The organism is Streptomyces sp. NPDC053069 (assembly GCF_044546895.1).
Taxonomy (GTDB): domain Bacteria; phylum Actinomycetota; class Actinomycetes; order Streptomycetales; family Streptomycetaceae; genus Streptomyces.
In genome coordinates this window covers 185,128-211,636 of sequence record NZ_JBITZN010000001.1, presented here as the reverse complement: position 1 = coordinate 211,636, position 26,509 = coordinate 185,128, and the positions used below count along the sequence as shown (strand labels likewise).

23 protein-coding genes and 2 pseudogenes are annotated in these 26,509 nt (G+C 73.4%); 11 read left to right on the top strand and 14 right to left on the bottom strand.

What is annotated here, in order from left to right; translation table 11 throughout:
- Positions 1 to 15: 15 nt before the first annotated feature.
- The 3 genes from ACIGXP_RS00960 to ACIGXP_RS00950 all read left to right on the top strand — a co-directional run bounded on the left by ACIGXP_RS00960 (position 16) and on the right by ACIGXP_RS00950 (position 3,548).
- Complete coding sequence (locus ACIGXP_RS00960) at positions 16 to 1,032, top strand: asparaginase (protein ID WP_399762713.1); 1,017 nt, start codon at positions 16 to 18, stop codon at positions 1,030 to 1,032.
- Between the two features lie 117 nt (positions 1,033 to 1,149).
- Positions 1,150 to 2,559: an aspartate ammonia-lyase gene (aspA, locus tag ACIGXP_RS00955; RefSeq protein ID WP_399762711.1), complete on the top strand. Its 1,410-nt coding sequence runs from the start codon at positions 1,150 to 1,152 to the stop codon at positions 2,557 to 2,559.
- Positions 2,560 to 2,609: 50 nt separating this feature from the next.
- Positions 2,610 to 3,548: a glutaminase gene (locus ACIGXP_RS00950; RefSeq protein ID WP_363220562.1), complete on the top strand. Its 939-nt coding sequence runs from the start codon at positions 2,610 to 2,612 to the stop codon at positions 3,546 to 3,548.
- Between the two features lie 17 nt (positions 3,549 to 3,565).
- Here the strand turns inward: ACIGXP_RS00950 and ACIGXP_RS00945 are convergent, their stop codons facing one another.
- Positions 3,566 to 3,832 (bottom strand): hypothetical protein, encoded by a 267-nt coding sequence (locus ACIGXP_RS00945; protein ID WP_399762710.1) that lies wholly within the window; start codon positions 3,830 to 3,832, stop codon positions 3,566 to 3,568.
- Between the two features lie 202 nt (positions 3,833 to 4,034).
- Here ACIGXP_RS00945 and mptB point away from each other — a divergent pair, with 202 nt between their 5' ends.
- Positions 4,035 to 5,429 carry a polyprenol phosphomannose-dependent alpha 1,6 mannosyltransferase MptB gene (gene mptB, locus ACIGXP_RS00940; protein ID WP_399762707.1) on the top strand — a complete coding sequence of 465 codons (1,395 nt, stop codon included), beginning with the start codon at positions 4,035 to 4,037 and terminating at the stop codon, positions 5,427 to 5,429.
- Positions 5,426 to 6,811: a glycosyltransferase family 87 protein gene (locus ACIGXP_RS00935; RefSeq protein WP_399762706.1), complete on the top strand. Its 1,386-nt coding sequence runs from the start codon at positions 5,426 to 5,428 to the stop codon at positions 6,809 to 6,811. Before mptB ends, ACIGXP_RS00935 begins: the two co-directional genes overlap by 4 nt.
- A gap of 59 nt (positions 6,812 to 6,870) precedes the next feature.
- Here the strand turns inward: ACIGXP_RS00935 and ACIGXP_RS00930 are convergent.
- From ACIGXP_RS00930 to ACIGXP_RS00920, 3 genes and pseudogenes are all read right to left on the bottom strand, one after another.
- Positions 6,871 to 7,566: pseudogene (locus ACIGXP_RS00930) on the bottom strand (D-alanyl-D-alanine carboxypeptidase family protein); the annotation flags it as partial.
- 241 nt (positions 7,567 to 7,807) lie between these two features.
- Positions 7,808 to 8,956: a transcription termination factor Rho gene (rho, locus tag ACIGXP_RS00925; protein ID WP_399762704.1), complete on the bottom strand. Its 1,149-nt coding sequence runs from the start codon at positions 8,954 to 8,956 to the stop codon at positions 7,808 to 7,810.
- Between the two features lie 474 nt (positions 8,957 to 9,430).
- Positions 9,431 to 9,829 carry a nuclear transport factor 2 family protein gene (locus tag ACIGXP_RS00920; RefSeq protein WP_399762702.1) on the bottom strand — a complete coding sequence of 133 codons (399 nt, stop codon included), beginning with the start codon at positions 9,827 to 9,829 and terminating at the stop codon, positions 9,431 to 9,433.
- Positions 9,830 to 9,901: 72 nt separating this feature from the next.
- Between ACIGXP_RS00920 and ACIGXP_RS00915 the strand changes: the two genes are divergently transcribed.
- Together ACIGXP_RS00915 and ACIGXP_RS00910 are read left to right on the top strand one after the other, a co-directional pair.
- Positions 9,902 to 10,465 carry a PadR family transcriptional regulator gene (locus ACIGXP_RS00915; RefSeq protein ID WP_363220085.1) on the top strand — a complete coding sequence of 188 codons (564 nt, stop codon included), beginning with the start codon at positions 9,902 to 9,904 and terminating at the stop codon, positions 10,463 to 10,465.
- Between the two features lie 4 nt (positions 10,466 to 10,469).
- Positions 10,470 to 11,222, top strand: a complete 753-nt coding sequence (locus ACIGXP_RS00910) for a class I SAM-dependent methyltransferase (protein ID WP_399762699.1) — start codon at positions 10,470 to 10,472, stop codon at positions 11,220 to 11,222.
- Here the strand turns inward: ACIGXP_RS00910 and ACIGXP_RS00905 are convergent.
- From ACIGXP_RS00905 to ACIGXP_RS00880, 6 genes are all read right to left on the bottom strand, one after another.
- Positions 11,192 to 11,935, bottom strand: a complete 744-nt coding sequence (locus ACIGXP_RS00905; protein WP_399762697.1) for a GntR family transcriptional regulator — start codon at positions 11,933 to 11,935, stop codon at positions 11,192 to 11,194. The genes ACIGXP_RS00910 and ACIGXP_RS00905 overlap by 31 nt on opposite strands.
- A 130-nt stretch (positions 11,936 to 12,065) precedes the next feature.
- A complete protein-coding gene (locus tag ACIGXP_RS00900; protein WP_363220088.1) occupies positions 12,066 to 13,232 on the bottom strand; it encodes a serine hydrolase domain-containing protein in 1,167 nt (388 codons plus the stop codon).
- Between the two features lie 108 nt (positions 13,233 to 13,340).
- On the bottom strand, positions 13,341 to 14,309 hold the full coding sequence (locus ACIGXP_RS00895; RefSeq protein ID WP_399762694.1) for an acetylxylan esterase: 969 nt from the start codon (positions 14,307 to 14,309) through the stop codon (positions 13,341 to 13,343).
- A gap of 102 nt (positions 14,310 to 14,411) precedes the next feature.
- Complete coding sequence (locus tag ACIGXP_RS00890; RefSeq protein ID WP_399762692.1) at positions 14,412 to 14,996, bottom strand: hypothetical protein; 585 nt, start codon at positions 14,994 to 14,996, stop codon at positions 14,412 to 14,414.
- Between the two features lie 215 nt (positions 14,997 to 15,211).
- Positions 15,212 to 15,931, bottom strand: coding sequence for a ferredoxin reductase (locus ACIGXP_RS00885; protein WP_399763507.1), 720 nt, complete (start codon positions 15,929 to 15,931; stop codon positions 15,212 to 15,214).
- A gap of 124 nt (positions 15,932 to 16,055) precedes the next feature.
- Positions 16,056 to 16,661, bottom strand: a complete 606-nt coding sequence (locus ACIGXP_RS00880) for a sulfite oxidase-like oxidoreductase (protein ID WP_399762690.1) — start codon at positions 16,659 to 16,661, stop codon at positions 16,056 to 16,058.
- 285 nt (positions 16,662 to 16,946) lie between these two features.
- Between ACIGXP_RS00880 and ACIGXP_RS00875 the strand changes: the two genes are divergently transcribed.
- Positions 16,947 to 17,708: a GNAT family N-acetyltransferase gene (locus ACIGXP_RS00875; protein WP_399762688.1), complete on the top strand. Its 762-nt coding sequence runs from the start codon at positions 16,947 to 16,949 to the stop codon at positions 17,706 to 17,708.
- 22 nt (positions 17,709 to 17,730) lie between these two features.
- Here the strand turns inward: ACIGXP_RS00875 and ACIGXP_RS00870 are convergent, their stop codons facing one another.
- The gene (locus tag ACIGXP_RS00870; RefSeq protein ID WP_399763505.1) at positions 17,731 to 18,129 is read right to left on the bottom strand and encodes a MarR family winged helix-turn-helix transcriptional regulator; all 399 of its coding nucleotides are present in this window, start codon (positions 18,127 to 18,129) and stop codon (positions 17,731 to 17,733) included.
- A gap of 125 nt (positions 18,130 to 18,254) precedes the next feature.
- Between ACIGXP_RS00870 and ACIGXP_RS00865 the strand changes: the two genes are divergently transcribed.
- Positions 18,255 to 19,352 (top strand): hypothetical protein, encoded by a 1,098-nt coding sequence (locus tag ACIGXP_RS00865; protein ID WP_399762687.1) that lies wholly within the window; start codon positions 18,255 to 18,257, stop codon positions 19,350 to 19,352.
- Positions 19,353 to 19,850: 498 nt separating this feature from the next.
- Here the strand turns inward: ACIGXP_RS00865 and ACIGXP_RS00860 are convergent, their stop codons facing one another.
- Both ACIGXP_RS00860 and ACIGXP_RS00855 read right to left on the bottom strand, forming a co-directional pair.
- Complete coding sequence (locus ACIGXP_RS00860; protein ID WP_399762685.1) at positions 19,851 to 21,092, bottom strand: VWA-like domain-containing protein; 1,242 nt, start codon at positions 21,090 to 21,092, stop codon at positions 19,851 to 19,853.
- A pseudogene (locus ACIGXP_RS00855) lies at positions 21,089 to 21,838 on the bottom strand (AAA family ATPase); the annotation flags it as partial. The gene ACIGXP_RS00860 and the pseudogene ACIGXP_RS00855, both read right to left, overlap by 4 nt.
- A gap of 16 nt (positions 21,839 to 21,854) precedes the next feature.
- Here ACIGXP_RS00855 and ACIGXP_RS00850 point away from each other — a divergent pair.
- A complete protein-coding gene (locus ACIGXP_RS00850) occupies positions 21,855 to 22,328 on the top strand; it encodes a hypothetical protein (protein WP_399762684.1) in 474 nt (157 codons plus the stop codon).
- Between the two features lie 1,037 nt (positions 22,329 to 23,365).
- Positions 23,366 to 24,196, top strand: a complete 831-nt coding sequence (locus tag ACIGXP_RS00845) for a putative protein N(5)-glutamine methyltransferase (protein WP_399762682.1) — start codon at positions 23,366 to 23,368, stop codon at positions 24,194 to 24,196.
- Between the two features lie 3 nt (positions 24,197 to 24,199).
- Here ACIGXP_RS00845 and ACIGXP_RS00840 read toward each other — a convergent pair whose 3' ends face one another.
- Positions 24,200 to 26,278, bottom strand: coding sequence for a SpoIIE family protein phosphatase (locus tag ACIGXP_RS00840; RefSeq protein WP_399762680.1), 2,079 nt, complete (start codon positions 26,276 to 26,278; stop codon positions 24,200 to 24,202).
- Between the last annotated feature and the right edge of the window lie 231 nt (positions 26,279 to 26,509).

The following is a 26,509-nucleotide window of genomic DNA, read 5'->3' as shown; positions in this document are numbered from 1 at the left end:
TCGATACAGGCAGTGATGTACAGCAGTTCCCCCGCCGACGCACCCGTCGTCCGCGAACCCCTGCACGCGCCCGTCGCCCACCTCGTCCGCGGCGGAGTCGTCGAGGGCATCCACTACGGCTCCGTCGTCGTCCTCGGCGCCGACGGCCGGGTGGAGTTCCAACTCGGCGACATCGAGGCCGCCTTCTACCCGCGCTCGGCCGTCAAGCCCCTCCAGGCCGTGGCCATGCTGCGGGCCGGACTGCCGCTCGACGGCGAACTGCTGTCCCTGGCCGCAGCCAGCCACTCCGGCGAGGAACGCCACCTCGCCGGCACCCGGCGCATCCTCGAACTCGCCGGACTGACCGAGGACGACCTGCGCAACGTCCCCGACATGCCGTTCGACCCGGTCGTCCGGGACGCCTGGGTGCGCGAGGGCCGTATGCCCTCCCGGCTCGCCCAGAACTGCTCCGGCAAGCACGCGGCCATGCTGTGGACCGCCAAGCTCAACGACTGGTCCCTGAAGGACTACCTCGACCCGAAGCACCCGCTGCAGCAGGCGATCGAGGAGATCGTCGAGGACCTGACCGGCCAGCGGGTCGCCCGGGTCACCGTCGACGGCTGCGGGGCTCCGCTGTTCTCCATCTCGCTGCACGGACTCGCCCGCGCCCTGTCCCGCATCACCTCGGCCGCCCCCGGCACGCCCGAGGCACGGGTCGCCGACGCGATGCGCCTGCATGCGGAGATGGCCTCCGGCTCGGGGCGTGACGTGGCTGCGCTGATGCGGGCCGTGCCGGGGCTGCTGGCGAAGGACGGCTTCGAGGGCGTGCAGGCCGCCGCGTTGCCCGATGGCCGGGCCGTCGCGGTGAAGATCGCCGACGGGGCGAACCGGGCACGGATTCCGGTGGCCGCGGCTGCTCTCGCTCGTGCGGGCGTGGATCCCGGGCTGCTGACCGAGTTCGCGGGTGAGCCGCTGCTCGGGGGCGGGGAGCCGGTGGGCCGTGTGCGTGCGGTGCGCGCACTGGACCCGGTTCCCTTCACCACCTGCGCGTAGCGCTCCGCTGGGCAGGCCGTCTTGGAGCTGCGGGTCCGTCGTGGCTGACCACGCAGTTCCCCGCGCCCCTTACGGGCCGCTTTCACCTCCGTACCTCAGAAAGAGGACCCATCTCTCATGACCGCCGCCACCCGCAGCGAACACGATCTGCTCGGCGACCGTGACGTACCCGTCGACGCGTACTGGGGTGTGCACACCCTGCGTGCGACGGAGAACTTCCCCATCACCGGCACCCCGATCTCCGCCTACCCGCATCTGATCGACGCCCTGGCCGCCGTCAAGGAGGCCGCCGCCCTCGCCAATGAGGAACTCGGCCTGCTGGAGCCGAAGAAGGCCGCCGCCGTCGTGGAGGCCTGCCGCGAGATCCGCGAGGGCAAGCTGCACGACCAGTTCGTCGTCGACGTCATCCAGGGCGGCGCCGGCACCTCCACGAACATGAACGCCAACGAGGTCGTGGCGAACCGTGCGCTGGAACTGCTCGGGCACGAGAAGGGCCAGTACGAGTACCTGCACCCCAACGAGCACGTCAACCTCGGCCAGTCGACCAATGACGTCTACCCGACCGCCGTCAAGGTGGCGACGGTTTTCGCGGTGCGTGGACTGCTCAGGGCGATGGCCGTGCTCCAGGACGCGTTCGCCCGCAAGGCGGTCGAGTTCCGTGACGTGCTCAAGATGGGCCGTACACAGTTGCAGGACGCGGTGCCGATGACGCTCGGTCAGGAGTTCTCTGCGTTCGCCGTCATGATCGAGGAGGACCGCAGCCGTCTTGCCGAGGCCGTCGAGTTGATCCATGAGATCAACCTGGGTGCCACGGCGATCGGTACGGGGCTCAACGCGCCCGCCGGCTACGCCGAGGCCGCCCGCCGGCACCTGTCCGCGATCACCGGCCTGCCGCTGGTCACCGCCGCCAACCTGGTCGAGGCCACCCAGGACTGCGGTGCCTTCGTCCAGATGTCCGGCGTGCTCAAGCGGATCGCGGTCAAGCTCTCCAAGAGCTGCAACGACCTGCGGCTGCTGTCCTCCGGTCCGCGCGCCGGCCTCGGCGAGATCAACCTGCCGCCGGTGCAGGCCGGTTCGTCCATCATGCCGGGCAAGGTCAACCCGGTGATCCCCGAGGTGGTCAACCAGGTCGCCTTCGAGGTGATCGGCAACGACGTCGCCATCACCATGGCCGCCGAGGCCGGACAGCTCCAGCTCAACGCCTTCGAGCCGATCATCCTGCACTCGCTGTCGGAGTCGATCACGCATCTGCGGAGCGCCTGTCTGACGCTGGCCGAGCGGTGCGTGAACGGCATCACCGCCAACACCGAGCGGCTGCGCGCGACCGTCGAGAACTCCATCGGGCTGGTCACCGCGCTCAACCCGCACATCGGCTACACGGCCGCGACCGACATCGCCAAGGAGGCGCTCGTCACCGGCCGGGGCGTGGCCGAACTGGTGCTGGAGAAGGGCCTGCTCCCGGCCGAGCGGCTCGCCGAGCTGCTGCGCCCCGAGGTTGTCGCCGGCAGTGGGGCACCGGCTGCCTGACCTGCGGCGACGCAAGGCCGATTGCGCTCCGGGACCGAGCGGGAGGCACAATGGTGATCATGACAACGACGTCGTCCCTCACCTTCCTGCCGGTCCTGGAGCGCATCGCCGAGGAGATGGAACGCACGCCCGGCCGCGGCCGGGCCGCCGACTACATCCCGGCCCTCGCCGCCCTCGATCCCCGCCGGTTCGGCATGGCCGTCGCCGAGCTGGACGGCACGGTGTACGGGGTGGGGGAGTGGCGCGAGCCGTTCTCCACGCAGTCCATCACCAAGGTCTTCACACTCGCCCTGGACCTGGCCCGCGAGGGCGACGAACTCTGGGAGCACGTGGGCCGCGAGCCCTCCGGCAACCCCTTCAACTCACTGGTCCAGCTGGAGTACGAGAACGGCATCCCGCGGAATCCTTTCATCAACGCGGGCGCCCTCGTCGTCACCGACCGCCTCCAGACCCGTACCGGAGACGCGGCCGGGGAACTGCTGGCCTTTCTGCGCGCCGAGAGCGGCAACGCCTCCCTGGACTTCGACCAGGAGGTCGCCGCCTCCGAGACCGCCCACGGCGACCGCAACGCCGCCCTCGCCCATTTCATGGCGTCCTACGGCAACATCGACAACGACGTGCCGACCCTTCTCGACCAGTACTTCCGGCAGTGTTCGCTCACCGCCTCCTGCGCCGACCTGGCCCTCGCCACCGGCTTCCTCGCCCGGCACGGCATACGCGCCGACGGCAGCCGCCTGCTCACCCGCAGCCAGGCCAAGCAGGTCAACGCGGTGATGCTGACCTGCGGGACGTACGACGCGGCCGGGGACTTCGCCTACCGCGTGGGCCTGCCGGGCAAGAGCGGCGTCGGCGGCGGGATCATCGCGGTCGTCCCCGGCCGGTGCACCCTGTGCGTGTGGAGTCCGGGCCTGGACGAGCGGGGCAACTCGGTGGCCGGAGTGGCGGCCCTCGACCGGTTCACCACGCTGACCGGGCTCTCGGTGTTCTGAGGGAGCGGTTGTCCCGGTCAGTACCCGTCCGGGTGAGGAGCTGTGGAGCCGAGGACGCGCCGGGCGTCCAGCCACACCCGCTCGAACTCCTCCGCCGGGATCTCGTCGGTGGGCCACGCTCCGTGCCAGGACGCGAGCCTGCCCTCGGCGAGTTGACCGTACCGTCGCAGGTAACGGCCCATCGTGGCGAAGTCCGACCGCTCCTGGAACCGCAGCACCTCCTCCAGGGAGGCGGCGGTCACCGGAGTGCCGTCCTCACCCCGCAGATCCACCTGCCGCGTCACGCGCCCTTCCTCGTCGCCCTCGAAGTACCGCCAAAGATCTTGGTCATCGTCGTACACACGGATCCACATCGGCATACGGTCATGCTCGCGCACGCCGCGGGCACGGCGGCGCACACACGCCCGTCACACGCGGGTCGCCCGCAGGTGAGCGGAGTGTCGCCTTCCGGCCACCCGGCGTCGACACGCTGAACCAGTGTTGGCCATGGCATTTCCCGTCGATCTCCGCCGCTGCCGGCTGCTCGGGCTGGCCGGCACCGCCGTCCTCGCGCTGGGCGGTGAGACAGCCGGTGCCCTGCCCGTACAGGACCTCCTGGCACCCGCCTCCGCGCGGGTCGCGCTCGGCCTGGTCGGGGTGTACTTCGGTGTCGTGCTGCTCATCGCGGCCTGGGTGCTCCTCGGCCGCCTGGTGCGCGGCCCCCAGCCGCCCACCCCGCGCGCCCTGCTGCTGGTGCTCGCCGTGTGGGCGGCCCCGCTGCTGCTCGCCCCGCCGCTGTTCAGCCGGGACGTCTACAGCTACCTCGCGCAGGGCGCCATGGCCGACGCCCACATGGACGTCTACGCCCACGGGCCCGCCGTGCTCGGCGGTCCGCTCGCCGACGAGGTCGCCCCGATGTGGCGGCACACCGGCGCCCCCTACGGCCCCGCCTTCCTGGCCGTGGCCTCCGCCCTCGCGGGCCTGACCCGCGGCCGGCTCCCGGCCGGGCTGCTGGGCATGCGCCTGCTCGCCCTGCTCGGGGTGGCCCTGATGGCGGCGGCGCTGCCCCGCCTTGCCCGGCACAGCGGTGCCGACCCGGCCGCCGCCCTGTGGCTCGGCGCCCTCAATCCGCTGGTCCTGCTGCACCTGGTGGCCGGTGCCCACAACGACGCCCTCATGCTCGGCCTGCTCGGTCTCGGACTGGTCGCCGCGCGCGGTCGCCGGCCCGCCCTCGGCGTCGTCCTCGTCACCCTCGCCGCGCTGGTCAAGGCACCCGCGGCCCTCGGCCTCCTCGCCGTCCTGGCCCTCCAGATCCGCTCCGGCCGCCGCCCGCTGCCGGCCACCCTGACCACGGCGGGCGCCTCCGCCCTGACCACGGTCGCCGCCACCGCAGTCGCCGGCACCGGCTACGGCTGGATCGGCGCCCTGGCCACCCCGGTCTCCCCGCAGAACTGGGCCCTGACCAGCCTGGCCGGCCGCGCCACCGGAGCGCTGCTGGAACACCTCGGCAGCAGCCTGGCCCCGCTGGCCGTCCCGGCGTGGCACCTGCTCGGGCTCGCGGCCACCGCCGTCGCCGTGGCACTGATATGGCTCCGGCTGCGCCTGAGACCGGAGTACGCGCTCGGACTCAGCCTGCTGACGGTCGCCGTGTTCGGCCCGGCGATCCGCCCCTGGTACGTGCTGTGGGGCCTGTTCCTCATCGCCGCCGGTGCGCCCGACACCTCGGTGCGGCACCGGGTCGCGGCCCTGGCCGGCGTCCTCGCCCTCGCCGTCCTGCCGAGCGGCGGCCCGGCCGACCCCGGCCAGCTGGTGCTCGCCGTCTCCGGCGGGGTGCTCGGTGTGGTCGTGCTGTGGCAGGCCCACCAGGCGGCTCAGGCCCCGGCGCCGGGACGCACGGCGTGAGCGGCCCGCTGCGCCCCCGTACGGACCGCGGACGCGCGCTGCTCGTTCTCGCCCTCGTCGCGGCCGTCACGGTCTTCACCGCCACCGTGCCGCTGCTGCGCGGCTTCTTCGACCTGCGTGTCTACTACGGCACCGTGCACACCTGGGTCCACCACGGCGGCCGGATCTACGACTACCAGGTGCCGGGCACCTCGTACGGCTTCACCTATCCGCCGTTCGCGGCCCTCGCCATGCTGCCGCTGGCCCTGCTGGGCCGTACCTCGGCGATCGTGGCGTCCCTGCTGGTCAACCTGGCCGCGCTGGCGGTGGTCCTGCGGAGCCTGGCCGGGCCGGACTGGCGGCGGCACGGCTGGTACCGGTGGTCGCTGTGCCTGTGCCTGCTCGCTCTGTTCGAGCCGCTGCGGGACACCTTCAGCTTCGGCCAGGTCAACGTGGTGCTGCTCGCCCTCGTCCTCGGCGACTGCCTGCTGCTGTCGACCGGCCGGGAGCGCTGGGCGGGTGCCGGGATCGGGCTCGCCGCCGCCGTGAAGCTCACGCCCGCCCTGTTCATCGGCCTGCTGCTGCTCGCCGGGCGGCGCCGGTCGGCCGGCCTCGCCACGGCCGTCGCCGCCGCGGCGACCGGGCTGGCCGTCTGGGCGGACCCCGGGGCGTCCCGTTTTTACTGGACCGAGGCGCTGTGGGACACCGGCCGGGTGGGCCGGCTCGACTATGTGTCGAACCAGTCGCTCCAGGGCGTGCTGGCCCGTCTGGGTGAGCCGGGCCGCCCGCTGTGGGCGACGGTGGTCCTGCTGACCCTGTGCGTCTGGGCGTGGCGGGCCCGCAGGGCGGTGTCGGCCGGCGACTGGACGGCGGCGTTCGCGCTCACCGCGGCGGCGGCCTGCCTGGTCAGCCCCATCACCTGGGTGCACCACCTGGTGTGGCTGCTGCCGTCCTTCGCCGTACTGGTCCGCGCCGGTCGCCGGCGGATCGCGGCCGTCCTGTACGCGGTGCTGTGCACGAGCGTGGTCTGGCTGTGGTTCGACGACGCCTCCGGCATCGGCGGCTTCCTCGGCAGCAACACCTACACGTGGATCACGCTGGGTCTGCTGTTCGGGCTGCCGACGGGTCAGCCGCGCCCGGCCCGGCTGCCCCTGGCCCGCAGCGCAAGTGCCACAGCTCCCGCGCCGAGCCCCGACAGCCCCACGACGACGGCGGTGCCCGACCAGTCCGAGTCGTCGTCCTGTGCGGTGGCCGCGGCCACCGGTGCGGCGGCGGACGCCGGGGACGACTTGGGGCGCAGCCCGTCCAGCGAGCCGACCGGATCCACCCGCCCGGCCGCCGCGAAGCCCCAGTCGAGCAGCCGGCGTGCCTCCTCGTACACGGTCAGCCCCCCGCCCTCCTGAGGGTTCATCACGGTCACCACCAGCGTGCGCCCGCCCCGGCGGGCCGCGGCCACGAGGGTGTTGCCCGCATCGGTGGTGTAGCCGTTCTTGATGCCGATCAGCCCCGGGTACGGGGCCACTCCGTCCTCACCGGTCAGCAGCCGGTTGGTGTTCTCGATGCCGTACGACGAACCCTCGCCGGGGAACTGTGCCTCGGCGGTGGAGCAGTAGCGGGCGAAGTCGGGATTGCGCAGTCCGGCCCGGCCGAAGACCGCCAGGTCGTAGGCGGAGGACACCTGGCCGGGGGCGTCGTAGCCGTCGGGGGACACGACATGCGTGTCCAGGGCGCCGAGCGAGCGTGCCTTGCCCTGCATCCGCGCGGCCGTGGCCGCCCATCCGCCGTCCAGCGAGGCGAGCACGTGCACCGCGTCGTTGCCGGAGCTGAGGAAGACCCCGCGCCACAGGTCGGCCACCTGGTAGGAGTGCCCCTCCTCGACGCCGACCAGGCTGCTGCCCGGACCGATGTCCGCCAGCTCCTCGTACCGCACGGTGTGCTGCATCCCGGCGGGCAGCGTCGGCAGCACGGTGAGGGCGAACAGCGTCTTCAGGGTGCTCGCGGGCGGCAGCCTGCGGTGCGCGTCGTTCGCGGCCAGCACCTCCCCGCTGCCCGCGTCGGCGACCACCCAGGACAGCGCCGACACCTCCGGCACCTCGGGCGCGCCCCGGCGCGGCCGGACCTGGGGGCCGGAGCGGTAGAGCAGGGACGGCCCGGGCATCGCCGCCCGGGGTCCGGGCGGTGCGGGCTCGCCGGCACGGGGCCCGGCAGCGGCGGCGGCCGGCGCGAGTGCCAGCACGCCCGCCACGCACAGGGAACAGGCCGACACGGCCGCCCGATGAGAAAGGGCTGTGAACATATGATCAACGTACGAACGGGGTCGCCGTCGCTCGCGCTGTCGGGGCCGTTCGGCCCATCGGAGCAACCCGGATGCCGCACCCCGGCACGCCCGCGGGCGGGGTTCAGCCGGTGGGCAGGGTGGGCAGGATCTGCCGCAGGAACGCGGCGTTGTCGGGGGTGGAGCGCAGCCGCTCCAGGAGGGTTTCCAGGCCGGACGGGCCGCTCTCGCGGGAGCGCAGGGCGCGGCGCAGGCCGTGTACGGCCGTCAACTCGGCCGGAGTGAGCAGAAGTTCCTCGCGGCGGGTGCCGGTGGCGTCGAGGTCCACGGCGGGGAAGAGGCGACGGGCGGCGGCTTCCCGGTCGAGCCGCAGCTCCATGTTGCCGGTGCTCTTCAGCTCCTCGAAGTAGTAGCCGTCGGCGCGGGAGCCGGTGTCCACCAGGACGGTGGCGAGGACGGTCAGCGAGCCGCCCTCCTCGGCCTGGCGCGCGGCGCCGAAGAGCCGCTTGGGACCGAGCAGCGCGCCCGCGTCGACACCGCCGCTCAGCGTACGGCCGCCGGCGGCGGAGGCGTTGTTGTGGGCCCGGCACAGCCGGGTCAGCGAGTCCAGCAGGACGACGACGTCCTCGCCGGCCTCCACCAGGCGCTTGGCCCGCTCGACGACGAGTTCGGCGAGAGCGATGTGCTCCTTGGGGGTCCGGTCGAAGGTGGAGGCGTACACCTCGCCACGCACCGAGCGGCGCATTTCGGTGACCTCTTCGGGACGCTCGTCGAGCAGCAGGACGATCAGCCGGCACTCGGGATGGTTGCCGGCCACGGCGGCGGCGAGCTGCTGGAGCAGCACCGTCTTGCCGCTCTTCGGCGGTGCCACGATGAGTCCGCGCTGGCCCTTGCCGACGGGGGCGAAGAGATCCGCGACCCGACCGGCCGGCCCGGACGCGGGGTGTTCGAGGCGGATGCGGTCGTGGGGATGGAGCGGGGTGAGGTCGCGGAAGTGGCGCCGGCCGCGCAGGTCCGCCGGGTCGCGTCCGTTCACGCGGGTGACCTCGGTCAGGGCGCGCCGGTCGCCCCGGGCGCCTTCGACGAGGTCGCCCTTGCGCAGCCCGTGGCGCCGGATCAGGGCCGGCGGGACCTGGGGGTCGGCGGGGGAGGCGAGCAGGTGTGCGGGCCGCAGATGCCCCTTCCCGTGCGCGTCGATGTCGAGGACACCGGTGATGAGCCGGGGGGCCGGGGTCTGCTGGACCACGGGAGGGTGTTCGAGTGTGGTGGTCATGGGCGGAGGTCCTTTCGCGGACGGAAGAGAGTGCGTCCTCCTGCGGACGGAAGAAGGCGGTGGGAAGGGGGGGAGGCCGCGAGCGGGAGGCGCTGACAGCTGCCTCCGGGCGGCGGGAACGGCACCTCGGGTTCGGCGCGGACGCCCTGGTCACGAGGTGGTGCAGAGAAGAAGCCCGGGCCGGTCGGAAGCCTCGGCCGAGGGGCTGGTGGAGAGAAAGCGGCGCCGGTGTCCGTACGAGAGGACACGCACACGCGCTGATCGCACTATACCGGTGCGTTCGGTGGAGTCAACATGACGGCGTCCACGGACATTCCCGGGAACTGAAGTTCCGTCAGCTGTGTGATGCCACCGCTGCGGGCAGTCGCCGCGCAGCCGGTGCCGGACCGGCTCCCCGTGTGCCGACGCCTACTCGTCGGCCAGGGCCGGTCGAAGGGCCGGCCGCCGGCCGGCCCTTCGTGTCGCCGGGCCGGGCTATGCCGACCGGGCCTCCGCCTCCTTGGTGATCCGGTCGAACCGCGCGCCCATGGCCTCGGCGAGGGCCTGGGCCCCGGACAGCGGGCGGACCATCACCATGAAGTCGTCGATCAGGCCTTCCTCGTTCACGTGCAGGAAGTCGCAGCCGGTCAGCTCCCGGTCGCCGACGCGGGCCGTGAAGACCAGCCCGTGGTCGGAGCCGGCCGGGTCGCCGATCTCGCGGACGTACCGGAAGTCCTCGAACACCTGGGAGACCGCGCGCAGGATCGCCGCGGTGATCGCCTTGCCCGGGTACGGCTTGAAGACGACGGGGCTGGTGAAGACGACGTCCTCGGCCAGCAGCGCCTCGACGGCGTCCATGTCCCCGGCCTCCACCGCCTCGCGGAACGCACGCATCGAACCACCTCGCATAGTAAATTTGTTGAATAGGTGCGGAAGACATTATTCAACTGCTGCTAGCCTGTCCATATGTCGCTCAAGTACGCCGTCCTGGCCGCCCTGCTGGAGGGTGAGGCCTCGGGCTACGAGCTGTCGAAGGCGTTCGACGTCTCGCTCGCGAACTTCTGGCCCGCCACCCCGCAGCAGCTCTACCGGGAGCTGGAGCGCCTGGCCCGGGACGGGCTGGTCCAGGCCCGGACGGTGCAGCAGGAACGGCGGCCGAACAAGCGGATGTTCACGCTCACCGAGGCCGGCCGGGCGGAGCTGGGCGCGTTCGCCGCCGAGCCGCCGAAGCGGCCCACCGCCATCCGTGACGAACTCCTCATCAAGATCCAGGCGATGGACGGCGGTGACCCCGAGGTCACCCGCGCGCTGATCGAGGAACGCAGGGGCTGGGCACGCGGGAAGCTCGACCGCTACCGGCGTGTGCAGGCCCGCCTCCTCGACGGCCGCACCGAGGAGGCGTACCTCCGCGAGGCCCACCGCGTCGGCCCCTACCTCACCCTGATGGCCGGGATCGCCTTCGAGGAGGAGAACCTGCGCTGGTGCGAGCGGGCCCTCGCGGTCATCGCCGAGCGGGTGGCCCTAGGCTGAGGAGGTGTTCGGTCCCGAAGGCCCCAGTCTGCGTGAACTGGCCGTCCAGGCGCTGTCGTCCGTCGAGCACGGCTACGACCTGCTCGCGCCGAAGTTCGACCACACCCCGTTCCGGACCTCCGACCGGGTGCTGGAGTCCGTGGCGAAGGCGCTGGCCCCGCTCGGGCCGTTCGAGGACGGGCTCGACCTGTGCTGCGGCACGGGCGCCGGCGTGGAGGTGCTGACCGGGCTGTGCCGTCGGAGCGTCACCGGGGTCGACTTCAGCGCGGGCATGCTCGATGTCGCCCGGCACCGGGTGCGGCCCGCCGGCGGACCCGAGGTCGCCTGGGTGCGCGGCGATGCCCGTGCCCTGCCGCTGCGGACCGCCTTCGATCTCGTGGTCTCCTTCGGGGCGTTCGGTCACTTCCTGCCGCGCGAGCTGCCCGGACTGTTCGCCCAGGTCCACTCCGTGCTGCGGCCCGGCGGCCGGTTCGCCTTCCCCGTGCTCGCCCCGCCCCGCCCGAAGCAGCCCGGCTTCTGGGTGCTGCTCGGCTTCGACGCGGTGATGCGGGTGCGCAACGCATTGTGGCGGCCGCCGTTCGTCATGTACTACCGGGCCGTCCGCCTCGGCGACGTGCTCGGCGAGCTGGAGCGCGCAGGATTCACCGTCGAGCTGCACGCTCTGCCCGAGTTCGGGCGGCGCTGCGACGGCAGCCCACGGGCCCGGCTGGTCGAGGCCCGGCGGGCTCAGCCCGCCGCGGGCAGCGTGAACTCGTAGACCAGGGTGTCCCGTTCGGCGTTCACCACCAGATCGGTGATCTCCAGCGGCCGGGCGTACTGGTCGTGCACCCGCCGGGTCACCCGTACCGAGGAGGCGCCGTCCACCTGGGTGATGGAGTCGCGGTGGTGCAGCGACAGACCGGCCTTGCGCATCCAGTCGTAGGCCCGCCGCAGATGCGCGGGCGTGGCGCCGTCGGCCCGGTCCCGGTAGCGGGCCAGCTCCTCGACCTCCGCCAGCGCCACCGCCGAGAAGGAGGTCACCGCCGTCCGCAGCGAACGGCCGTCCGGCGTGGCCGACCGGTAGCGGTGCACCAGCGTGGGCCGGTGCGGGGCCAGGCCCAGCGCCCGCGCGTGCTCCGGCGGCGGAGTCTGCCAGGTCACCGTGGCCCGGTCGACCGCGCACGGGTCCGCCGAGCGGGATCCCAGCGGGAAGGCCGGCGTCCCCTGTTCCTGGACCGGCCGGGCGGGCAGCGCGGCATGGCTGCCCCGCCGGTCGGTGGCGACCAGACCGCTGCGCCGCAGCACCTCCAGCGCCTGCCGGACGGTTTCCCGGCTGACCTGGAAGTACGCGGCCAAGTGCCGTTCGCCCGGCAGCCGTTCGCCCGGCGCAATGGTGCCGTCGCGCAGTTCGTCGAGCAGCAGCGCAGCGATGCGCCCGTACAGGGGCCGGTCGTCGATCTGGGCGGGTTCGTGCGGGGTGGTGCGGGCCATGCCGCGCCCTCCTGTTGTGACAAGACGTAGTCGTGCGGGCTCGTTGCGCGACCACAATTAGCATTGGTCTAAACCACAAGGGAAGAGCGGCCTGCCGGTTCGGCCGAAACCCACCCGCGCGATGCCGTGGTCACAGCGCGCTGTACAGTGCGTCGATCAACGCCGTCTTCCGCGGGTCGTTGGCGATACGCGGCCCCATCCGGTTCATCACATACCCCAGCGCCACACCCGCCTCCGGGTCGGCGAGCCCGCACGAACCGCCGAACCCGTCATGACCGAAAGCCCGCGGGTTCGGGCCGTACGAACCCTGCGGACCACTCAGCCACAGACCGAGCCCCACCTCGGTCTCGCCCGCGAAGCCCGCGCCCAGCACCAGATCGCGGCAGCTGCCCTGACCCTCACGCACCCGCTCCGCCGCCTGGTGCGACAGCAGACGCCGCCCACCGTGGGAGCCGCGCCCGGCGAAGACGCCGTACAGGGCCGCGACCGCGCGTGCGGTGCCGTGGCCGTTCGCCGCGGGGATCTCCGCCGCCCGCCACTCGGGTGTGTTCGCCTGCGCCGCGCCGACCACGGGATTCGTCAGTGCCGCGAGCGCGGCGGGCGGCAACTGGCTGAAGACCGCCACCTGTTCACTGTCACCCGCGGCCGGCGAGTGGGCCAGCTCGGCCAGCCGGCCCGCCTCCTTCGCGGGCAGCCCGATCGTGAAGTCGATCCCGAGCGGCCCGGTCACCTCCCGCTCCAGGAAGGCCCCCGGCCGCATCCCGCTGACCCGCCGGATCACCTCGCCGACCAGGAACCCGTACGTCAGTGCGTGGTAGCCGGAGCGGGTGCCCGGCTCCCACCACGGCTCGGTCGCCGCCAGCCGAGCGGTCGTCAGCTCCCAGTCGTACAACTGAGCCAGGGAATGCGGCTCGCGCAGCCCGGACAGGCCGGCGCGGTGCGACAGCAGATGCCGTACGAGCACCTTCTCCTTGCCGGCCGCCGCGAACTCGGGCCAGTACGTGGCCACGGGCGCGTCGAGGTCGAGCAGCCCCCGGTCGGCGAGCAGGTGTGCACACAGCGCCACCGGGCCCTTGGTGGTCGACCACACGTTGACCAGCGTGTCCCGCTCCCACGGGCGGGTGCCGGCGGCATCCGCCCAGCCTCCCCACAGATCCACCACCGTGGTGCCGTCCACGGTCACCGCCACGGCGGCGCCCAACTCGCCCCGCTCACGGAAGTTCTCCTCGAACGCCTCCCGCACCGCCGCGAAGCGTGGGTCGCAGTGGCCGTGGACCTGGGTCTCGTGTGCGGACATGGGGCCTCCGTCGTCGCCGGGAACCCGGGCCGCGACGCCGCGACCCGGGTTCCCCGAACGTACCGACTGGTCGGACTGGAGGGAAGTGCCCCGCTGCCGCCCGCGGCCTCAGGCGTAAGACCTCAGCCAGCGCACCTTCTCCCCCTCGTGGAAGGGGCCGCCGCCCTCATGGTCGTTGAAGTCGTAGACCTCGATCGCCTTGTCCTCGTGCGCCCAGGCGTTGAACGCGGCGAACACGGTCGACGGCGGGCAGGTCTGGTCCTCCAGCGCCGCCGAGAACAGCGCAGGAGCCCGGCCCCGCGCCGCGAAGTGCACCGCGTCGAAGTAGGACAGCGTGCGCTGCACCTGAGCCGAGCGGCCCCGGTGCGTCTTGAGGAACAGACCGATCTCACGATACGGGTGACGGTCCGTCAGCACCGTCGCGCGCGGGAAGTCGCACAGGAACGGCACGTCCGGCGCCACCGCGACCAGATCGGGGACCAGGCCGCCGACGGCCAGGGAGATGCCGCCGCCCTGACTGGCGCCGAGCACCACGGTGCGCGCCGCGTCGGTGAGCGGGTGCGAGCGGGCCGCCTCGACGGCGCGCACGGCGTCCGTGTACACCCGGCGGTAGTAGTAGTTCTCGGGCGCGTCGATGCCCCGCGTCATGAACCCGGGGTACGCCGGTGCCGCACCCACCGGGTCCGCCGTGCCGCCCCCGGCGCCCCAGGCGCTGCCCTGGCCGCGGGTGTCCATCACGAAGTGCGCCCGGCCCGTCGACGCCCACAGCAGGTTCTCGTGCGGCAGCCCGCGCCCGCCGCCGTAGCCGATGAACTCCACGACCAGCGGCAGGGGTTCACTCGCTCCGGCCGGCAGCCGCAGCCAGCCCTTGACCGGGTGCCCGCCGAAACCGGCGAACGTCACGTCGTACACCCGGACCGTCGACAGCCCGGTGTCCACCGGCTCGAAGCGGGCGTCCAGCTCGTGTTCGCGTGCCTCCTCCAGGGTCTTCTCCCAGAAGGCGTCGAAGTCCTCGGGCTCGATGGACTCGCTGCGATGCGTGCGCAGTTCATCGAGGGGAAGGTCGAACAGGGCCATCACCAACCGCCTTTGTGGAGGAAACAGCGTCAGCTCACCGTAAGTGGACGGTCGGAGGCTGACCAGTAAACGTTTGCTCCCGCTCGGCGGCCGGAATCACCGTCACGTCCGTGGCTGGGTCCACTTCGGTCCCGTGCGCGCCCACTCCCGTTCCCACTCGGCCAGCCGGTGGCGCAACGCGATCCGGCGCTCGACGGCGTGTCCGAGGAGGACGACGGCCGCCGCACCGCCCGCCGCGCACACTCCCACGGTCACCGCGTGCTGCCACACCGCCGCATCGCCGGCCGGCGGTGAGACATCGCGGCCCCGGGCGTCGAACCACACCCAGACCGTGTCTCCGGTCCGGGTCCCCGCCGGCACCCGGGCCCACGCCGTCCGGGCACCCTTGCCCGGCTCGGTCCAGCGGACCTCGGCGCGGTACGGGTGTTCGCGGTCGCCCTGCACGGCGGACACCCGCTCGGGCGGATCGCCGATCACCTGCGCGCGCACCTGGTGTCGCTGGGCCCGCTGTTCGGCGGCGAGCGTCCGGGCCTCGTCATGCGCACGCAGGCCCGCGGCCACGCCGGCCAGGGGCGCGACGACAAACAGCAGGACGGCGACGATCAACACCGTCCACGCCTCCACGAGATCCGAGCGGCGCCGCAGCGGATTGCGCCGCCAGCGCCAGCCACGCACCCGGGTACGCATGTCCACCTCCTCGCACGGTCGGAGCCGGAGAGCCGTCGAGCCGCTCCCGCGGCCCGTCACCCCCGCCGCTCACGCACACGAGCGTCCACACCCGTCTCGTACCCCGTACGGAGCACCTCGCTCACGCTGCGAACCGCGAGTTCAAGTCCGTCTGGAGCACGGAACGCGCCATGCGCCCCACGATCGCGCGAGCGGCCGCGGTGCGCGCCCCGGGATCAGCCGAAGCGCTCGATGCGGATCCGGTCCACCGGCTGGCCCGCCGCGACCAGCAGCCGGGACGCGTGCTCGGCGAATGCGTTGGACCCGCACACATAGGCCTCCCACCCACCGGGAGGCTGCTCGGCCAGGAGCGGGGCCACATGTGCGGCCGCCATACGTCCCACGGGCACACCCTCGGGAGCGCTGCGGGTGAACACGGGCGTCGTCTCCGCGTCCAGTTCCGAGGCGTAGATCAGCTCCTCGGGGCTGCGCGCGGACACCAGCATGCGCAGCGGCACGGTGAGGCCGCGCCGCCGGTGGTGCCGCACCATCGACATCAGCGGCACGATCCCGGAACCGGCGCCGATCAGCAGCGCGGGCCGGTCGCCCGGCCAGGCGAAGAACCCGCTCAGCGGCCCGCGGACCTCGACCGTGTCCCCGGGACGGGCGACGGTGTGGAACCAGCCGGAGACCTCGCCGTCCGGCACATGGTCCAGGGTCAGCTCGATGTGCCCGGAGTCATCCGGTGCCGACGCGATCGAGTAGTGACGCTGCGCCACATAGCCGTCCGGCGCGGTCAGCCGCAGCATCAGGTGCTGCCCGGGCAGATGCCCCGCCCAGCCCGGCACCGCCAGCCGGAAGGTGGCCGCGTGCGGCGTCTCCCGCCGGATCTCCGTCAGCGTGGCCGTCTGCCACACCGCCGCCACCTGCTCGCTGACAGCGATACGCCCGGGCACCGCGAACCGCTTCTCGGGAACGCCTGCGCCGGTCGCCGGGAAGGAGGCGGCCGAGTCCGGGGCGGCGGTGGGTGCTGCCGGGTTCGGAGAAGCGAGCGGGGTGCTCGGGTTTGTCGTCGCCGTGTCAGTCACCGGAGTACCTCTGCTCCTCCCAGGGGTTGCCGCGCGCGTGGTAGCCGTTGCGCTCCCAGAAGCCGGGCTCGTCGTGGTCGAGGAGCGTGAGGCCCGCGATCCACTTGGCGCTCTTCCAGAAGTAGAGGTGCGGCACCAGCAGCCGCGCCGGGCCGCCGTGCTCGGACGGCAGCGGCTCGCCGCCGTACTCCCAGACGATCCAGGCCCGCCCGCCGGTGACGTCGGCGAGCGGCAGGTTGGTGGTGTACCCCGTGTGGGAGCGCGCGAGCACATGGGTGGCGGACCCATGGGGCTGCACCACATCGAGGAACGCGTCCAGGGAGACACCGCCGAACCGCACGCCGAACTTCGACCAGCCGGTCACACAGTGGATGTCGCCGTCGTACGCCGAGGCCGGCAGCGCGTGCGCGGCGTCCCAGTCCCAGGTGTGCGGCCGCTCGACCAGTCCGTCGATGCGGAAGGACCAGTCGGCCGGCGCGAGGTCGGGGGTGACCTCGGCGGACAGGACGGGCCAGTCCTCGCCCGCGTCGTACTGCCCGGGCGGCAGCCCCGGGTTGTGGACGCGCGGGCGGCCAGTGAAGCCTCGCGTGACGTTCATCCGTCAACCGTACGCTGTCGCTCCGGGTGCTCCGTCCCTGGTCACCCCCTGGCTCGTTGCGCCCGTATGAACTCTTCCGGGCCAGGGAATAGCGCCGCCACGCTTCTCCTTGGCGCTCGATGCCGGCACCTGCGCTCGATGCCGGCACCGGTACACCGGTGACAGCGCGAGAGAAGCGAGGAAGAGCATGCCCCAGGCGTATGTCCACCCGCGGCACGGCGGACCGGAGAACGAGAAGCTGTCCGACCGGCACACCCTCGGCGAGACCGTGATCGAGGGGGCCGCGTGAGCGTCACCGCCGGCGCGGGCGTCGGCGACCGGAGCGCCGCGGACACCCCGCACGTCCTCGACAACCCGGCCCTCGCCTCGCTGACCGGCCCGCACGCCCACTTCGCCGAGCGGCGCGGCCGGGTGCTGCGCTACCCGGCCGACGTCTCCCCGTGGCTGGCGCTGCCCGAGGAGCCGGACGCGCGCGACTGGGCGGACCTGGCCGCGCTGGCCGGTCCCGGCGCGGAGATCCCGCTGCCGGGCTACCGCGGCGCACTGCCGGACGGCTGGGAGACCACCTTCCGGGTGGACGGCGTGCAGTTCGTGGACGACGGCCTGGCCGCCGCGCCGGACGCGGAGGCGGTCCGCCTGGGCCCCGCGGACGTGCCGGAGATGCTCGACCTCGTGGCGCGTACCCGGCCCGGACCGTTCCTGCCGCGCACCGTCGAACTCGGCACCTACCTCGGCATCCGCCGCGACGGGGCGCTGATCGCCATGGCGGGGGAGCGGCTGCACCCGCCGGGCTGGACCGAGATCAGCGCGGTCTGCACCGACCCCGCCTTCCGGGGCGAGGGCCTCGCCACCCGGCTGATCCTCGCGGTCGCCCACGGCATACGGCAGCGCGGCGAGACGCCGTTCCTGCACACGAGCGCCGAGAACACGGACGCGATCCGGCTGTACGAGTCCCTGGGCTTCCGGCTGCGGCGTCGTACGGCGTTCCTGGCGGCCCGCGCCCCGCAGCGGCCGGCGGACGACCGGGCCGCCGTACCGGTGGCGTGAGGGGACGAGGACAGCAGGGGGCTCAGGCGGAGCCGGTCTCGCCGGGACCCGCGTTGTACCGCTCCAGGTAGGCCGCGAAGCGCACCAGGTCCTCCTCCGGCCAGTTGGCGAGCCGCTCACGGAACGCGGCGCGGCGCCTGCAGGTGACCTGGGCGAGGATCTCCCGGCCGGCCTGCGTCAGATGCAGCACCTGGACCCGGGCGTCCTCCGGGTCCGGGCGGCGTTCGATCAGCCCGGCCCGCTCCAGCGCGGCCACCTGGCGGCTGACCGTGGACTTGTCCAGCGCGTAGTGCGCCGCCAGGTCGGTCGCACGGCAGCCCGCCTGCTCCTCGAGATGGCTGAGCAGGGTGTAGGACACCAGCGACAGCTCGGGGTGCATACGGCCCGCCGAGGCGCGCGCCCGGCGGGCGAAGATGGTCATCTCGCGCTGGATCGCCTCGACGGCCGACTCCGCTGCGTTCACGGGAATACCTCCTCCGGCGTTCTAGTTGTATAGTACAACTTGAACGGGAAGTTGTATAAGCCAACCTTTGGAGGTCGCCCGCGATGAGGTCACCGGCACTGCGCCATGTGCTGACGCACCTGATCACCCCGCTGCTGATGTGCATAGGCATGGGGCTCGCGTACATGGGGGCCTTCGTCACCCCCGAGCCGCACCACCTGCCTGTCGCCGTCGTCGGCACCGCCCCGCAGGCCAAGGTCTTCGCCCAGACGGTCAAGGACACCGCTGGGGACAAGCTCGACGTCCGCACGGTCGCCACCCGTGCCGACGCCGTCGGCCTGCTGAAGTCCCGCGAGGTGACCGGCGCCTATGTGCCGAGCGTCGAGGCTCCCGAGCTGCTGGTGGCGAGCGCCGCCTCCGACATGGGCGCGACGGCCGTGGAGAAGGTCTTCACCCCGGTCGCCGCGAAGGAGGGGGTGCCGCTGAAGGTCACCGACGTGGCCGAACCGGTCGCCGACGACCCCACGGGCCAGGGCCTGTTCTTCCTGCTGATCGCCCTCAGCATCGGCTCCTACGCCTCGGTCGCGGCCCTCGGTGCGGCAGGCGCGGGCCTGCCGATGCGGCTGCGGGCACTGCTCGCGCTCGGTGTCTCCGCCGTGGTCAGCGGCATCGGCGCGCTGCTCGCCGGACCGGTGTTCCACCTGGCGCACCACGACCTCGCCGGTGTGTGGGGCATGGCCTGGCTGTACTCGGCCGGCATCCTCTTCATCGGCGTCGGTCTGCACACCTTCCTGAAGCGGTGGACCACGCTCACCATGATGGTGCTGTTCGTGATGCTCAACTTCACCAGCTCCGGCGGGTTGTTCCGCCCCGAGCTGCAGAACGGCTTCTTCGGCACCCTGCACGCCTTCTGGAACGGCGCCGGCTTCGTCGAGGGCGCCCGCAGCCTGCTGTACTTCGGCAACGACGGTCTCTCGCGCAACGTCTGGACCCTCGCGCTCTGGCTGGTGGCGGGCCTGGTCGTGACCGGGATCGCGGCCCTGTACGAGCGGCCCCGCACGGCCCGGCACGCGGCCGGCCACGCCGGCACCGCAACGCAGGCGCCGGACACACCGGCCCTGGCGCCCACCGAGCGCGAGGCGGAGCGGGCCACCGAGCAGGCGGCCGCCGAGGAAGAGGCCGAGGAGGCGGTCGGCGTCTGACCCCGGCCGGCCAGGACAGGGAACACACCGCCCGGCGACAGGCGGGGCTCCCTGCCGGCTTCCCGGAGCGCCCCGCTTTCCCGCCCCTCCACTCGGCCGCCGGTCTCCCGACCACCGCCGGCCCCTCCGCTCGGCCGTCGGTCTCCACACCGACGTCGGCCCCTGCGCTCGGCCGCCGGCCTCCAGACCGCCGCCGGCCATGCGCCCGCCGCCGGTTCTTTTCGGTCCGTGGCCGGTCTTCGGGTCCGCGGTCGGCCTTCATGGGCTGCCGACTGTTTTGCCACCACCGGTCGTTGGGCCCGCCACCGGCTGTTCGGCCCGCCACCGGCCGTTGGCCCAGCTGTCGGTCGTTCGGCCCGGTGTTTCGGTATCGCCGTCGGTCGTTCGGCTCGCTCGCCGTCAGGCATTCCGCTCGCCGTCGGGGTTTCCGTCCGGGGCTGTCCGCCGGTTCGCGGTCCGTCCTCAGGGGATGCCGGCTGCTTCGACGCCGTCGGCCCTTCATCTCCTTGCCGAACCGATCGTCACCACCCGCGCCCACGCCGGCGGTGCGTCCGGCCAGTAGTCGGGGTCGTTCTCGTCGTACGACCCGCCGGTCCGGGGGAACAGCCCCACCACCGTCCGGCAGGACGGCCGCGCCTCGGGCCACGGTGTCTGACCGTCGGTCAGGACCACCACCACGTCGGGCCGCGTGCGCAGCGCCCGGGCGAACCCCGTGCGCAGATCCGTCCCTCCGCCGCCCACCAGCTCGATGCCCTCCGCCCGGCACAGCGGCTGCACGGTCCGGGCCGCCGCATCACAGGACAGCACGGAGACCAGGTCCCGCCGACCGCCGACGGCCCGGCAGATCGCGGCCACCTCCAGCAGCGCGCTGCCCAGTTCCGCGTCGCTGACCGAGCCCGAGGTGTCGACGACCACGCACACCCGGGGCGGCCTGCGCCGCAGACTCGGCAGGACGACTCCGGGCAGCCCCGCCGAGCGCCGCGCCGGGCGGCCGTAGCTGTAGTCCTCGCCCTCGCCCGGTGCGGAGACCGCCGAGCGCAGCGCCGAACCCAGCAACTGGCGCCACGGCTGCGGCGGATGGAACGCCTCCTCCGCCCACCGCCGCCAGCCCTGCGGGGCGCTGCCCGGGTTGCCCTTGATGCCCTGCGCCACCCGGAACCGGACCGCGTCCCGCTCCTGCTCGCTCAGTCCGTGCGCGCCGTCCGGCCCCAGTTCCCAGGCCCGGTCCAGCCCGTCGGCACCGCTGCCGCAGTCCAGCCAGGCCAGCCGCTCCAGCTGCGGACCGAGCCGGAACCCGGGCAGGTAGTCCTCCATCAACCAGCCCGAAGGCAGCCCCACTCGCTGGGGTGTCACGGCGTCCTCGGGCGTTACCAGCCCGTCGCCGAACACGTCGTCGTTGATCTCGCAGTCCGCGGCGATGTTCATCCGCAGTCGTTCCGCGGGACCGGTCAGCTGGTGCTCGCGGGCGAAGCGGTCGCTGCGGCCGTGATGGTCGCGCAGCAGGTGCGCCACCTCGTGCACCCACACCGCGGCCAGTTCCGCCACCGGCGTGCGGTCCACGAACGCCGCGGAGACATAGCACCGCCAGTACCGGTCGACCCCCATCGTCGGCACCTCCCGCGACTCCACCGGCCGCAGCGCGAACAGTGCCGTCGCGAGGTACGGCCGGACGCGGGCCGCGTGCAGCCGCGCGGCGAAGAGCTTGCCGAAATCCAGCGGGCCGGGCGCGTCCGCCGTCATCGGCGGGCCCCGGCCGTCCGCGCGGTGTGGCGGGCGGCCTCGTCCGCCCGCCGCGACAGCGACACCGCCCCGGCGAGCCGCTCGACCGCAGCCGGCACGTCCCAGTCCTCCCGGCGCAGGGAGGCCAGTGTGGTCGCCGGGACGACCACCACGTCCGGTGCCCCGGTCTCCATCGCCCGCACCAGCAGCGCCCAGGCGGCGTCCCAGCGGGCCCGCTCCGGACGCTTGCGGATCGCGTCCACCACCCCGTCCAGCACGGCCTGCCGCAGATCCCCGCGCTCGGGCAGTTCGGCGCCCGCCGGGTCGGCGAGCAGCGTCTCCGGGTCGGGCAGGTCCAGCCGGTCCAGACTCGCCAGCAGCTCCAGGCCGGGACCGTCCCCGACGGTGCCCCGGACCAGCAGCGACAGCACGTCCCGCGAGGAACCGGCGGCGGTCGCGAAGGCGATCAGCCGCAGGGTCGCCTCCCAGCTCCGGGGCGACGGCCACGCGCCGCCCCGGCGGCTCTCCCCGCCGGGAAGCCGGTGCACGAGCCCCGGTCGTGCGACGAGGAACGCGCACACCGCGCGCCGTGCGAAGGCCACGGCTTCGGGCAGCCGCTCGGGAGCGAGCCTGGGCAGGGTCGCCCGCGGCCAGGTCCCGCCCAGGCCCCGTACGACGACGTCGTGGTCGTGCGCCCACTGCAGATGCACGAACCGGTTGGCCAGCGGCGGGCTCAACTCCCAGCCGTCGGCCGCCGAGGGCCAGGGCGCCGGCGGTGTCACCGTGGTCCAGCCGCTCCCGGACCCCGGCCAGGCAGTCCGGACGCCGGTGCGCCTCGTCGACGGCCCGCAGACAGGGCAGCGGCGGGCCGCCCAGCGCGGCCAGCAGCTCCTCCCGCCGGAGCTCGGCCGGATCGTGATCGAGCGGTCCAAGCACGCCGTCGACCAGTCCGATGCGGTGCGTGGCTCCCCGGCACTCCACGCGTCGGGCTCCCGCGGCCGGATCGACGTCGTGCGCCGGGCCGGCCAGCTCCCGCCCGGGGGCCAGCGCGGCGGCGACCAGCGGGTGCAGCTGCCCCGGATCGAGCAGCCCGGCATCGAGCAGTTCCAGGTCGGGCAGCACCCAGGTCGCCGCGTCGGGCAGCACGGGCAGCGTGGAGAACCCGCCCGGCGGAGGCTGTGTCACCACCCGCAGCGCGCGGGCGGCACCCTCGGCGCCCGGGTCTCGGCAAGACCCGTGTTCGCCGGCCGGAGTTGAGCGAGCGGCCGGCCCCGAGGCACCGCCCGCCTCCGTCACCAGCTCCAGCGCCAGCCGGCGCCGGCCGCCGAGCCGTACCGCAAGGGCGCCGGTGGAGCGGCCCTCGGCGGCCAGCAGGAGGGCCGCCTCGGCCGCCCACCGGCCGACGGCACAGCCGGGGACCGGCGGTACGAGCCCGAGCGGATCGGGCTTGCGCGGCACGGCCCCCGCACGGTCGCGCAGCTCGGCGGCCCTGCGGGCGTCCCACAGATGGCGGTGCAGGTCGAGCCGGTAGCGCCGGTTCGGGTGCGGATGCGGATGGCCGCCCGTCTCCGCGCGCGCCGGGTCCCACACCGCGAGGCTGATCCGCTGGCCGGCGTCCGCCCAGGACGGCGGTGTACGGGCCACGAGGTGCAGCGGGCCGGCCCGGCCGGGCCGCTCGTAACGGGCCAGGGTGAGGGTCAGGCCCGGACGCAGCAATCCGTCGGGCGCGATCCTCGGCATGTGCCAGCGCAGCAGGTCGGGTGCGAGATGGCGGAGGTCGGCGCGCAGCCGGGCCGCCAACTCCCGGCCGTGGGCCCGGGCGAGGGAACGCAGATCGAGGTCCAGGTCGATGCGGGCGGCGGCGCAGGCACCTGCCCAGTCCCCTGCGGCACGGCGGCCGGTGGCACGTTCGATCATGGACGGTGGCACGGCGTACCGGCGTACGCGCAGCCACAACGAAAGCCGGGAATCCCCGTACGCGGTGGAAGGGAGCATCAGCGCTCACCTTGCGCGGACGGGACCCCCAATCTCTGAGAGGCGTGAGTCTTCATCGCGGCGAGCGTAGCCGCCCGGCCCGCCACCGCGCCAGGCGTTTTCCGCCCGGACCGGGGCGCCCCGTTGGGGTATGGTGTCCGTCCGGTCGCGGACGCCCGCGGCCCCGATCGCGAGGAGGTGGGACCCATCACCGCTGTGTCAGCCAGGGTGCTCTCTCCTCAGGACGACGCGGTGCACCGGCAGCGGTGACCGCGGGAGCGCTCTGAAGATCTCGCGCTCGCGAAAGGCTCGTCGCCCCCATGTCGGCTTCGTCATCTTCTTCGTCTTTTACTTCGTCCTTTTCTTCGCCTTTGTCATCTTCCCGCTCTCTCCCCGCCGTCGTCTCCGCGCTGCGTGCCGCCGGGTGCGTCTTCGCCGAGGAGGAGGCGGAGTTGCTCCTCGCCACCGCCGGCACCGCGGACGAACTGTCCTCGATGGTGGACCGGCGCGTCGCCGGATTCCCGCTGGAACAGGTCCTCGGCTGGGCCGAGTTCCGCGGCCTGCGCATCACCCTGGAACCGGGGGTGTTCGTCCCCCGCCGCCGTACCGAGTTCCTGGTCGGCCAGGCGCTGGCCCAGGCGCCGTACGCGAGCGTGGTCGTGGACCTGTGCTGCGGTTCGGGCGCGCTCGGCGCGGCACTCGCCGCCGCCCTGGACGGTGCCGAGGTGCATGCCGCCGACATCGATCCCGCCGCCGTACGGTGCGCCCGCCGCAACCTCGCCGCCTTCGGTGGCCGGGCCCACACCGGCGACCTCTACGGCGCCCTGCCCGCCGCACTGCGCGGCCGCGTCGGCATCCTCGCCGCCAACGTGCCCTATGTCCCCACCGCCGAACTGTCCCTGCTGCCGGCGGAGGCCCGCGACCACGAGCCGCGCGTCGCCCTGGACGGCGGTGCGGACGGCCTGGACGTGCTGCGCCGGGTGGCCGCCGGGGCGCCCGAGTGGCTCGCGCCGGGCGGCTGTCTGCTGACCGAGACCAGCGAACGCCAGGCACCGGCAGCCGTGCAGGCCTTGGCCGGCGCGGGTCTGACGACCCGTCTGGCGGTGTCGGAGGAGCTGTCCGCGCACGTGGTGATCGGCGTACTGCCGTAGCCGTCAGCGCAGTTCCTGCGCCCGGGCGATCAGCAGGGCGACATCGTCGTGGTTGTCCGGGTGGTGCAGGGTCCGCAGGAGCAGGTCGCAGGTCTCCTCCAGCGGGCGGGCGGGGTCATCGAGCAGGGACAGCAGGAAGTCCAGGCGTTCGTCCAGGGAGTGGCGGCGGGTCTCCACCAGCCCGTCGGTGTAGAACACCAGCTCGTCGCCGGGCTCGAAGTCGACCGTGACGGTGGAGAATTCGACCCCGCCCACCCCCAGCGGCACTCCCGTCGGCAGCTCCAGCAGTTCCGGCGGCCGGCCCGGGCGGACCCGGGCCGGCGGCAGATGGCCGGCGTTGGCGATCCGGCACTGCCGCAGATGCGGATCGTGCACGGCGTACACGCAGGTCGCGATGGAGTGGTCCAGGGCCGAAGTCGTCTTGTCCAGGTGCTCCAGCAGCAGCGCCGGGTCGAGGTCGAGGGCGGCCAGCGTGGTGGTCGCCGTGCGCAGCCGGCCCATGGTGGCGGCCGCGCTGATCCCGCTGCCCATCACGTCACCCACCACGAGCGCGGTCTTGTCGCCCTCCAGCGGGATGACGTCGAACCAGTCGCCGCCGACCTCGCTGGTGGCCCCGGCGGGCTGGTAGCGGGAGGCCACCTCCAGGCCGGTCATGACCGGCGGATGGCCGGGCAGCAGGCTCTGCTGCAGGGTGAGGGCGGTGTTGCGGGCGCTCTGGTACCAGCGCGCGTTGTCGATCTGCACGGCCGCGCGGGCGGCCAGCTCCCGGGCGAGCAGCACGTCGTCGTCGTCGAACGGCGCCGGATTGCTGGTGCGTTTGAGGTCCAGGGCGCCGAGCACCTCGCCGCGCGCGATCAGCGGCACCGCGAGATACGAGTGCAGTCCCGCCCGGCCGAGCAGTTCGGCCGCCTCGGCGGAGCGGGCGATGCGCGGCAGGTCGTCGTCCTTCACGTGCGGCACCAGTACCGCCTCGCCCGAGCGCACGCACTCGGTGACCAGGCGGTCGGGTGCGTACCGGGCGATCCGGCCGGGCGGGTCGGCGGCCCGTACGGCGTCCGAGTCGTCATGCGGGCGCACCGCGAGGGCGCGGATCACCGCGGCCTGCGACGGGCCGAGCGTGCTGCGCCGGCCCTCCACCACCGCGTCCAGCAGGTCCACGGCGGCCACGTCGGCCAGCTCCGGCACGGCGACGTCGGCCAGCTCACAGGCGGTGCGGTCCAGCTCCAGCGTCGTACCGATCCGGGCCGAGGCGTCGGCGACGACGGCGAGCCGGCGCCGGGCGGCCTCCGCCTCCAGCGAGGCCCGGTGCTGCTCGGTGATGTCGACCACCGAGACCGCGACACCGAGCACGTTGCCCGTGGCGTCCTCCAGCCGGTACAGCGAGTGTGCCCAGGTGTGGTCCTGGTCCGGATCGGCGGGGGTACGGCCGACCAGCGTGTTGTCGATCACGGGCACGCCGGTGTCCAGCACCCGCCGGGCGTCGGTCTCCACGGGCTCGGAGTTCAGCATGGGGAGCACTTCGCGCAGCGTGCGGCCCACGTGCTCGGCGGCCGGCACGCCGTTGATCCTCTCCAGGGCCGGGTTGACCGAGACGAACCGCAGCTGGGTGTCCAGGACGGCGTAGCCGATCGGTGACTGCTTCACCATCCGCTCGGACAGCGCCACGTCCTGCTCCAGCCGCCGTACGGTCGACTGGTCGGCGGCGAGTCCGAGTGCGTACACGTCACCGCGGTCGTCCAGCAGCCGCATGTTGCGGAACTCCACCAGGCGGGTGCTGCCGTCCTTGTGCCGGATCGGGAAGCCGCCGGCCCAGCTCTGCCCGGTGCGCATCACATCGGCGAAGAGCTTGCCGACCAGCTCGAAGTGCCGTTCGTGGACCATGAGCCGGGCGGCGTACTGGCCGAGGGCCTCGCCGGCGCTGTATCCGAACAGCTCCTCCGCCTGCGGACTCCACAGCACGATCCGACCGGTGGTGTCCAGCACCACCGAGGCCACGCCCAGTACGTCGAGCAGACCGCCGGGCGGCACCGGCCCGCGCACCGGCTCGCCGCCCTCCGTCACCGGAGCCTCGGCTGCACTCATGCCATGCACCGCCTTCGCCCGTTGGCACGGCACGTCGTCCCCCGTGCCGACTCCCCTGGTTCCACCGCACTCACACTCGACTCTCCGACGCCTCGGCCGGTTACCTCCACCATCTCTCACCCCAGCGGTGCACGTCCGCCGAAGCCGCCACGGGGGCGGGACGCCTCTCCCGGACATCGTGCACGCCGGTGCGGCGGTCCGGGAGAGTTCACGCTCATGTTGCTCCATTGG

Coding starts and splice junctions, on each gene's coding strand:
- ACIGXP_RS00960 (WP_399762713.1), top strand. CDS start 16: ATGTACAGCAGTTCCCCCGCCGACGCACCCGTCGTCCGCGAACCCCTG.
- aspA (WP_399762711.1), top strand. CDS start 1,150: ATGACCGCCGCCACCCGCAGCGAACACGATCTGCTCGGCGACCGTGAC.
- ACIGXP_RS00950 (WP_363220562.1), top strand. CDS start 2,610: ATGGTGATCATGACAACGACGTCGTCCCTCACCTTCCTGCCGGTCCTG.
- mptB (WP_399762707.1), top strand. CDS start 4,035: ATGGCATTTCCCGTCGATCTCCGCCGCTGCCGGCTGCTCGGGCTGGCC.
- rho (WP_399762704.1), bottom strand. CDS start 8,956: ATGACCACCACACTCGAACACCCTCCCGTGGTCCAGCAGACCCCGGCC.
- ACIGXP_RS00920 (WP_399762702.1), bottom strand. CDS start 9,829: ATGCGTGCGTTCCGCGAGGCGGTGGAGGCCGGGGACATGGACGCCGTC.
- ACIGXP_RS00915 (WP_363220085.1), top strand. CDS start 9,902: ATGTCGCTCAAGTACGCCGTCCTGGCCGCCCTGCTGGAGGGTGAGGCC.
- ACIGXP_RS00905 (WP_399762697.1), bottom strand. CDS start 11,935: ATGGCCCGCACCACCCCGCACGAACCCGCCCAGATCGACGACCGGCCC.
- ACIGXP_RS00900 (WP_363220088.1), bottom strand. CDS start 13,232: ATGTCCGCACACGAGACCCAGGTCCACGGCCACTGCGACCCACGCTTC.
- ACIGXP_RS00895 (WP_399762694.1), bottom strand. CDS start 14,309: ATGGCCCTGTTCGACCTTCCCCTCGATGAACTGCGCACGCATCGCAGC.
- ACIGXP_RS00890 (WP_399762692.1), bottom strand. CDS start 14,996: ATGCGTACCCGGGTGCGTGGCTGGCGCTGGCGGCGCAATCCGCTGCGG.
- ACIGXP_RS00880 (WP_399762690.1), bottom strand. CDS start 16,661: ATGAACGTCACGCGAGGCTTCACTGGCCGCCCGCGCGTCCACAACCCG.
- ACIGXP_RS00870 (WP_399763505.1), bottom strand. CDS start 18,129: ATGACCATCTTCGCCCGCCGGGCGCGCGCCTCGGCGGGCCGTATGCAC.
- ACIGXP_RS00865 (WP_399762687.1), top strand. CDS start 18,255: ATGAGGTCACCGGCACTGCGCCATGTGCTGACGCACCTGATCACCCCG.
- ACIGXP_RS00860 (WP_399762685.1), bottom strand. CDS start 21,092: ATGACGGCGGACGCGCCCGGCCCGCTGGATTTCGGCAAGCTCTTCGCC.
- ACIGXP_RS00845 (WP_399762682.1), top strand. CDS start 23,366: ATGTCGGCTTCGTCATCTTCTTCGTCTTTTACTTCGTCCTTTTCTTCG.
- ACIGXP_RS00840 (WP_399762680.1), bottom strand. CDS start 26,278: ATGAGTGCAGCCGAGGCTCCGGTGACGGAGGGCGGCGAGCCGGTGCGC.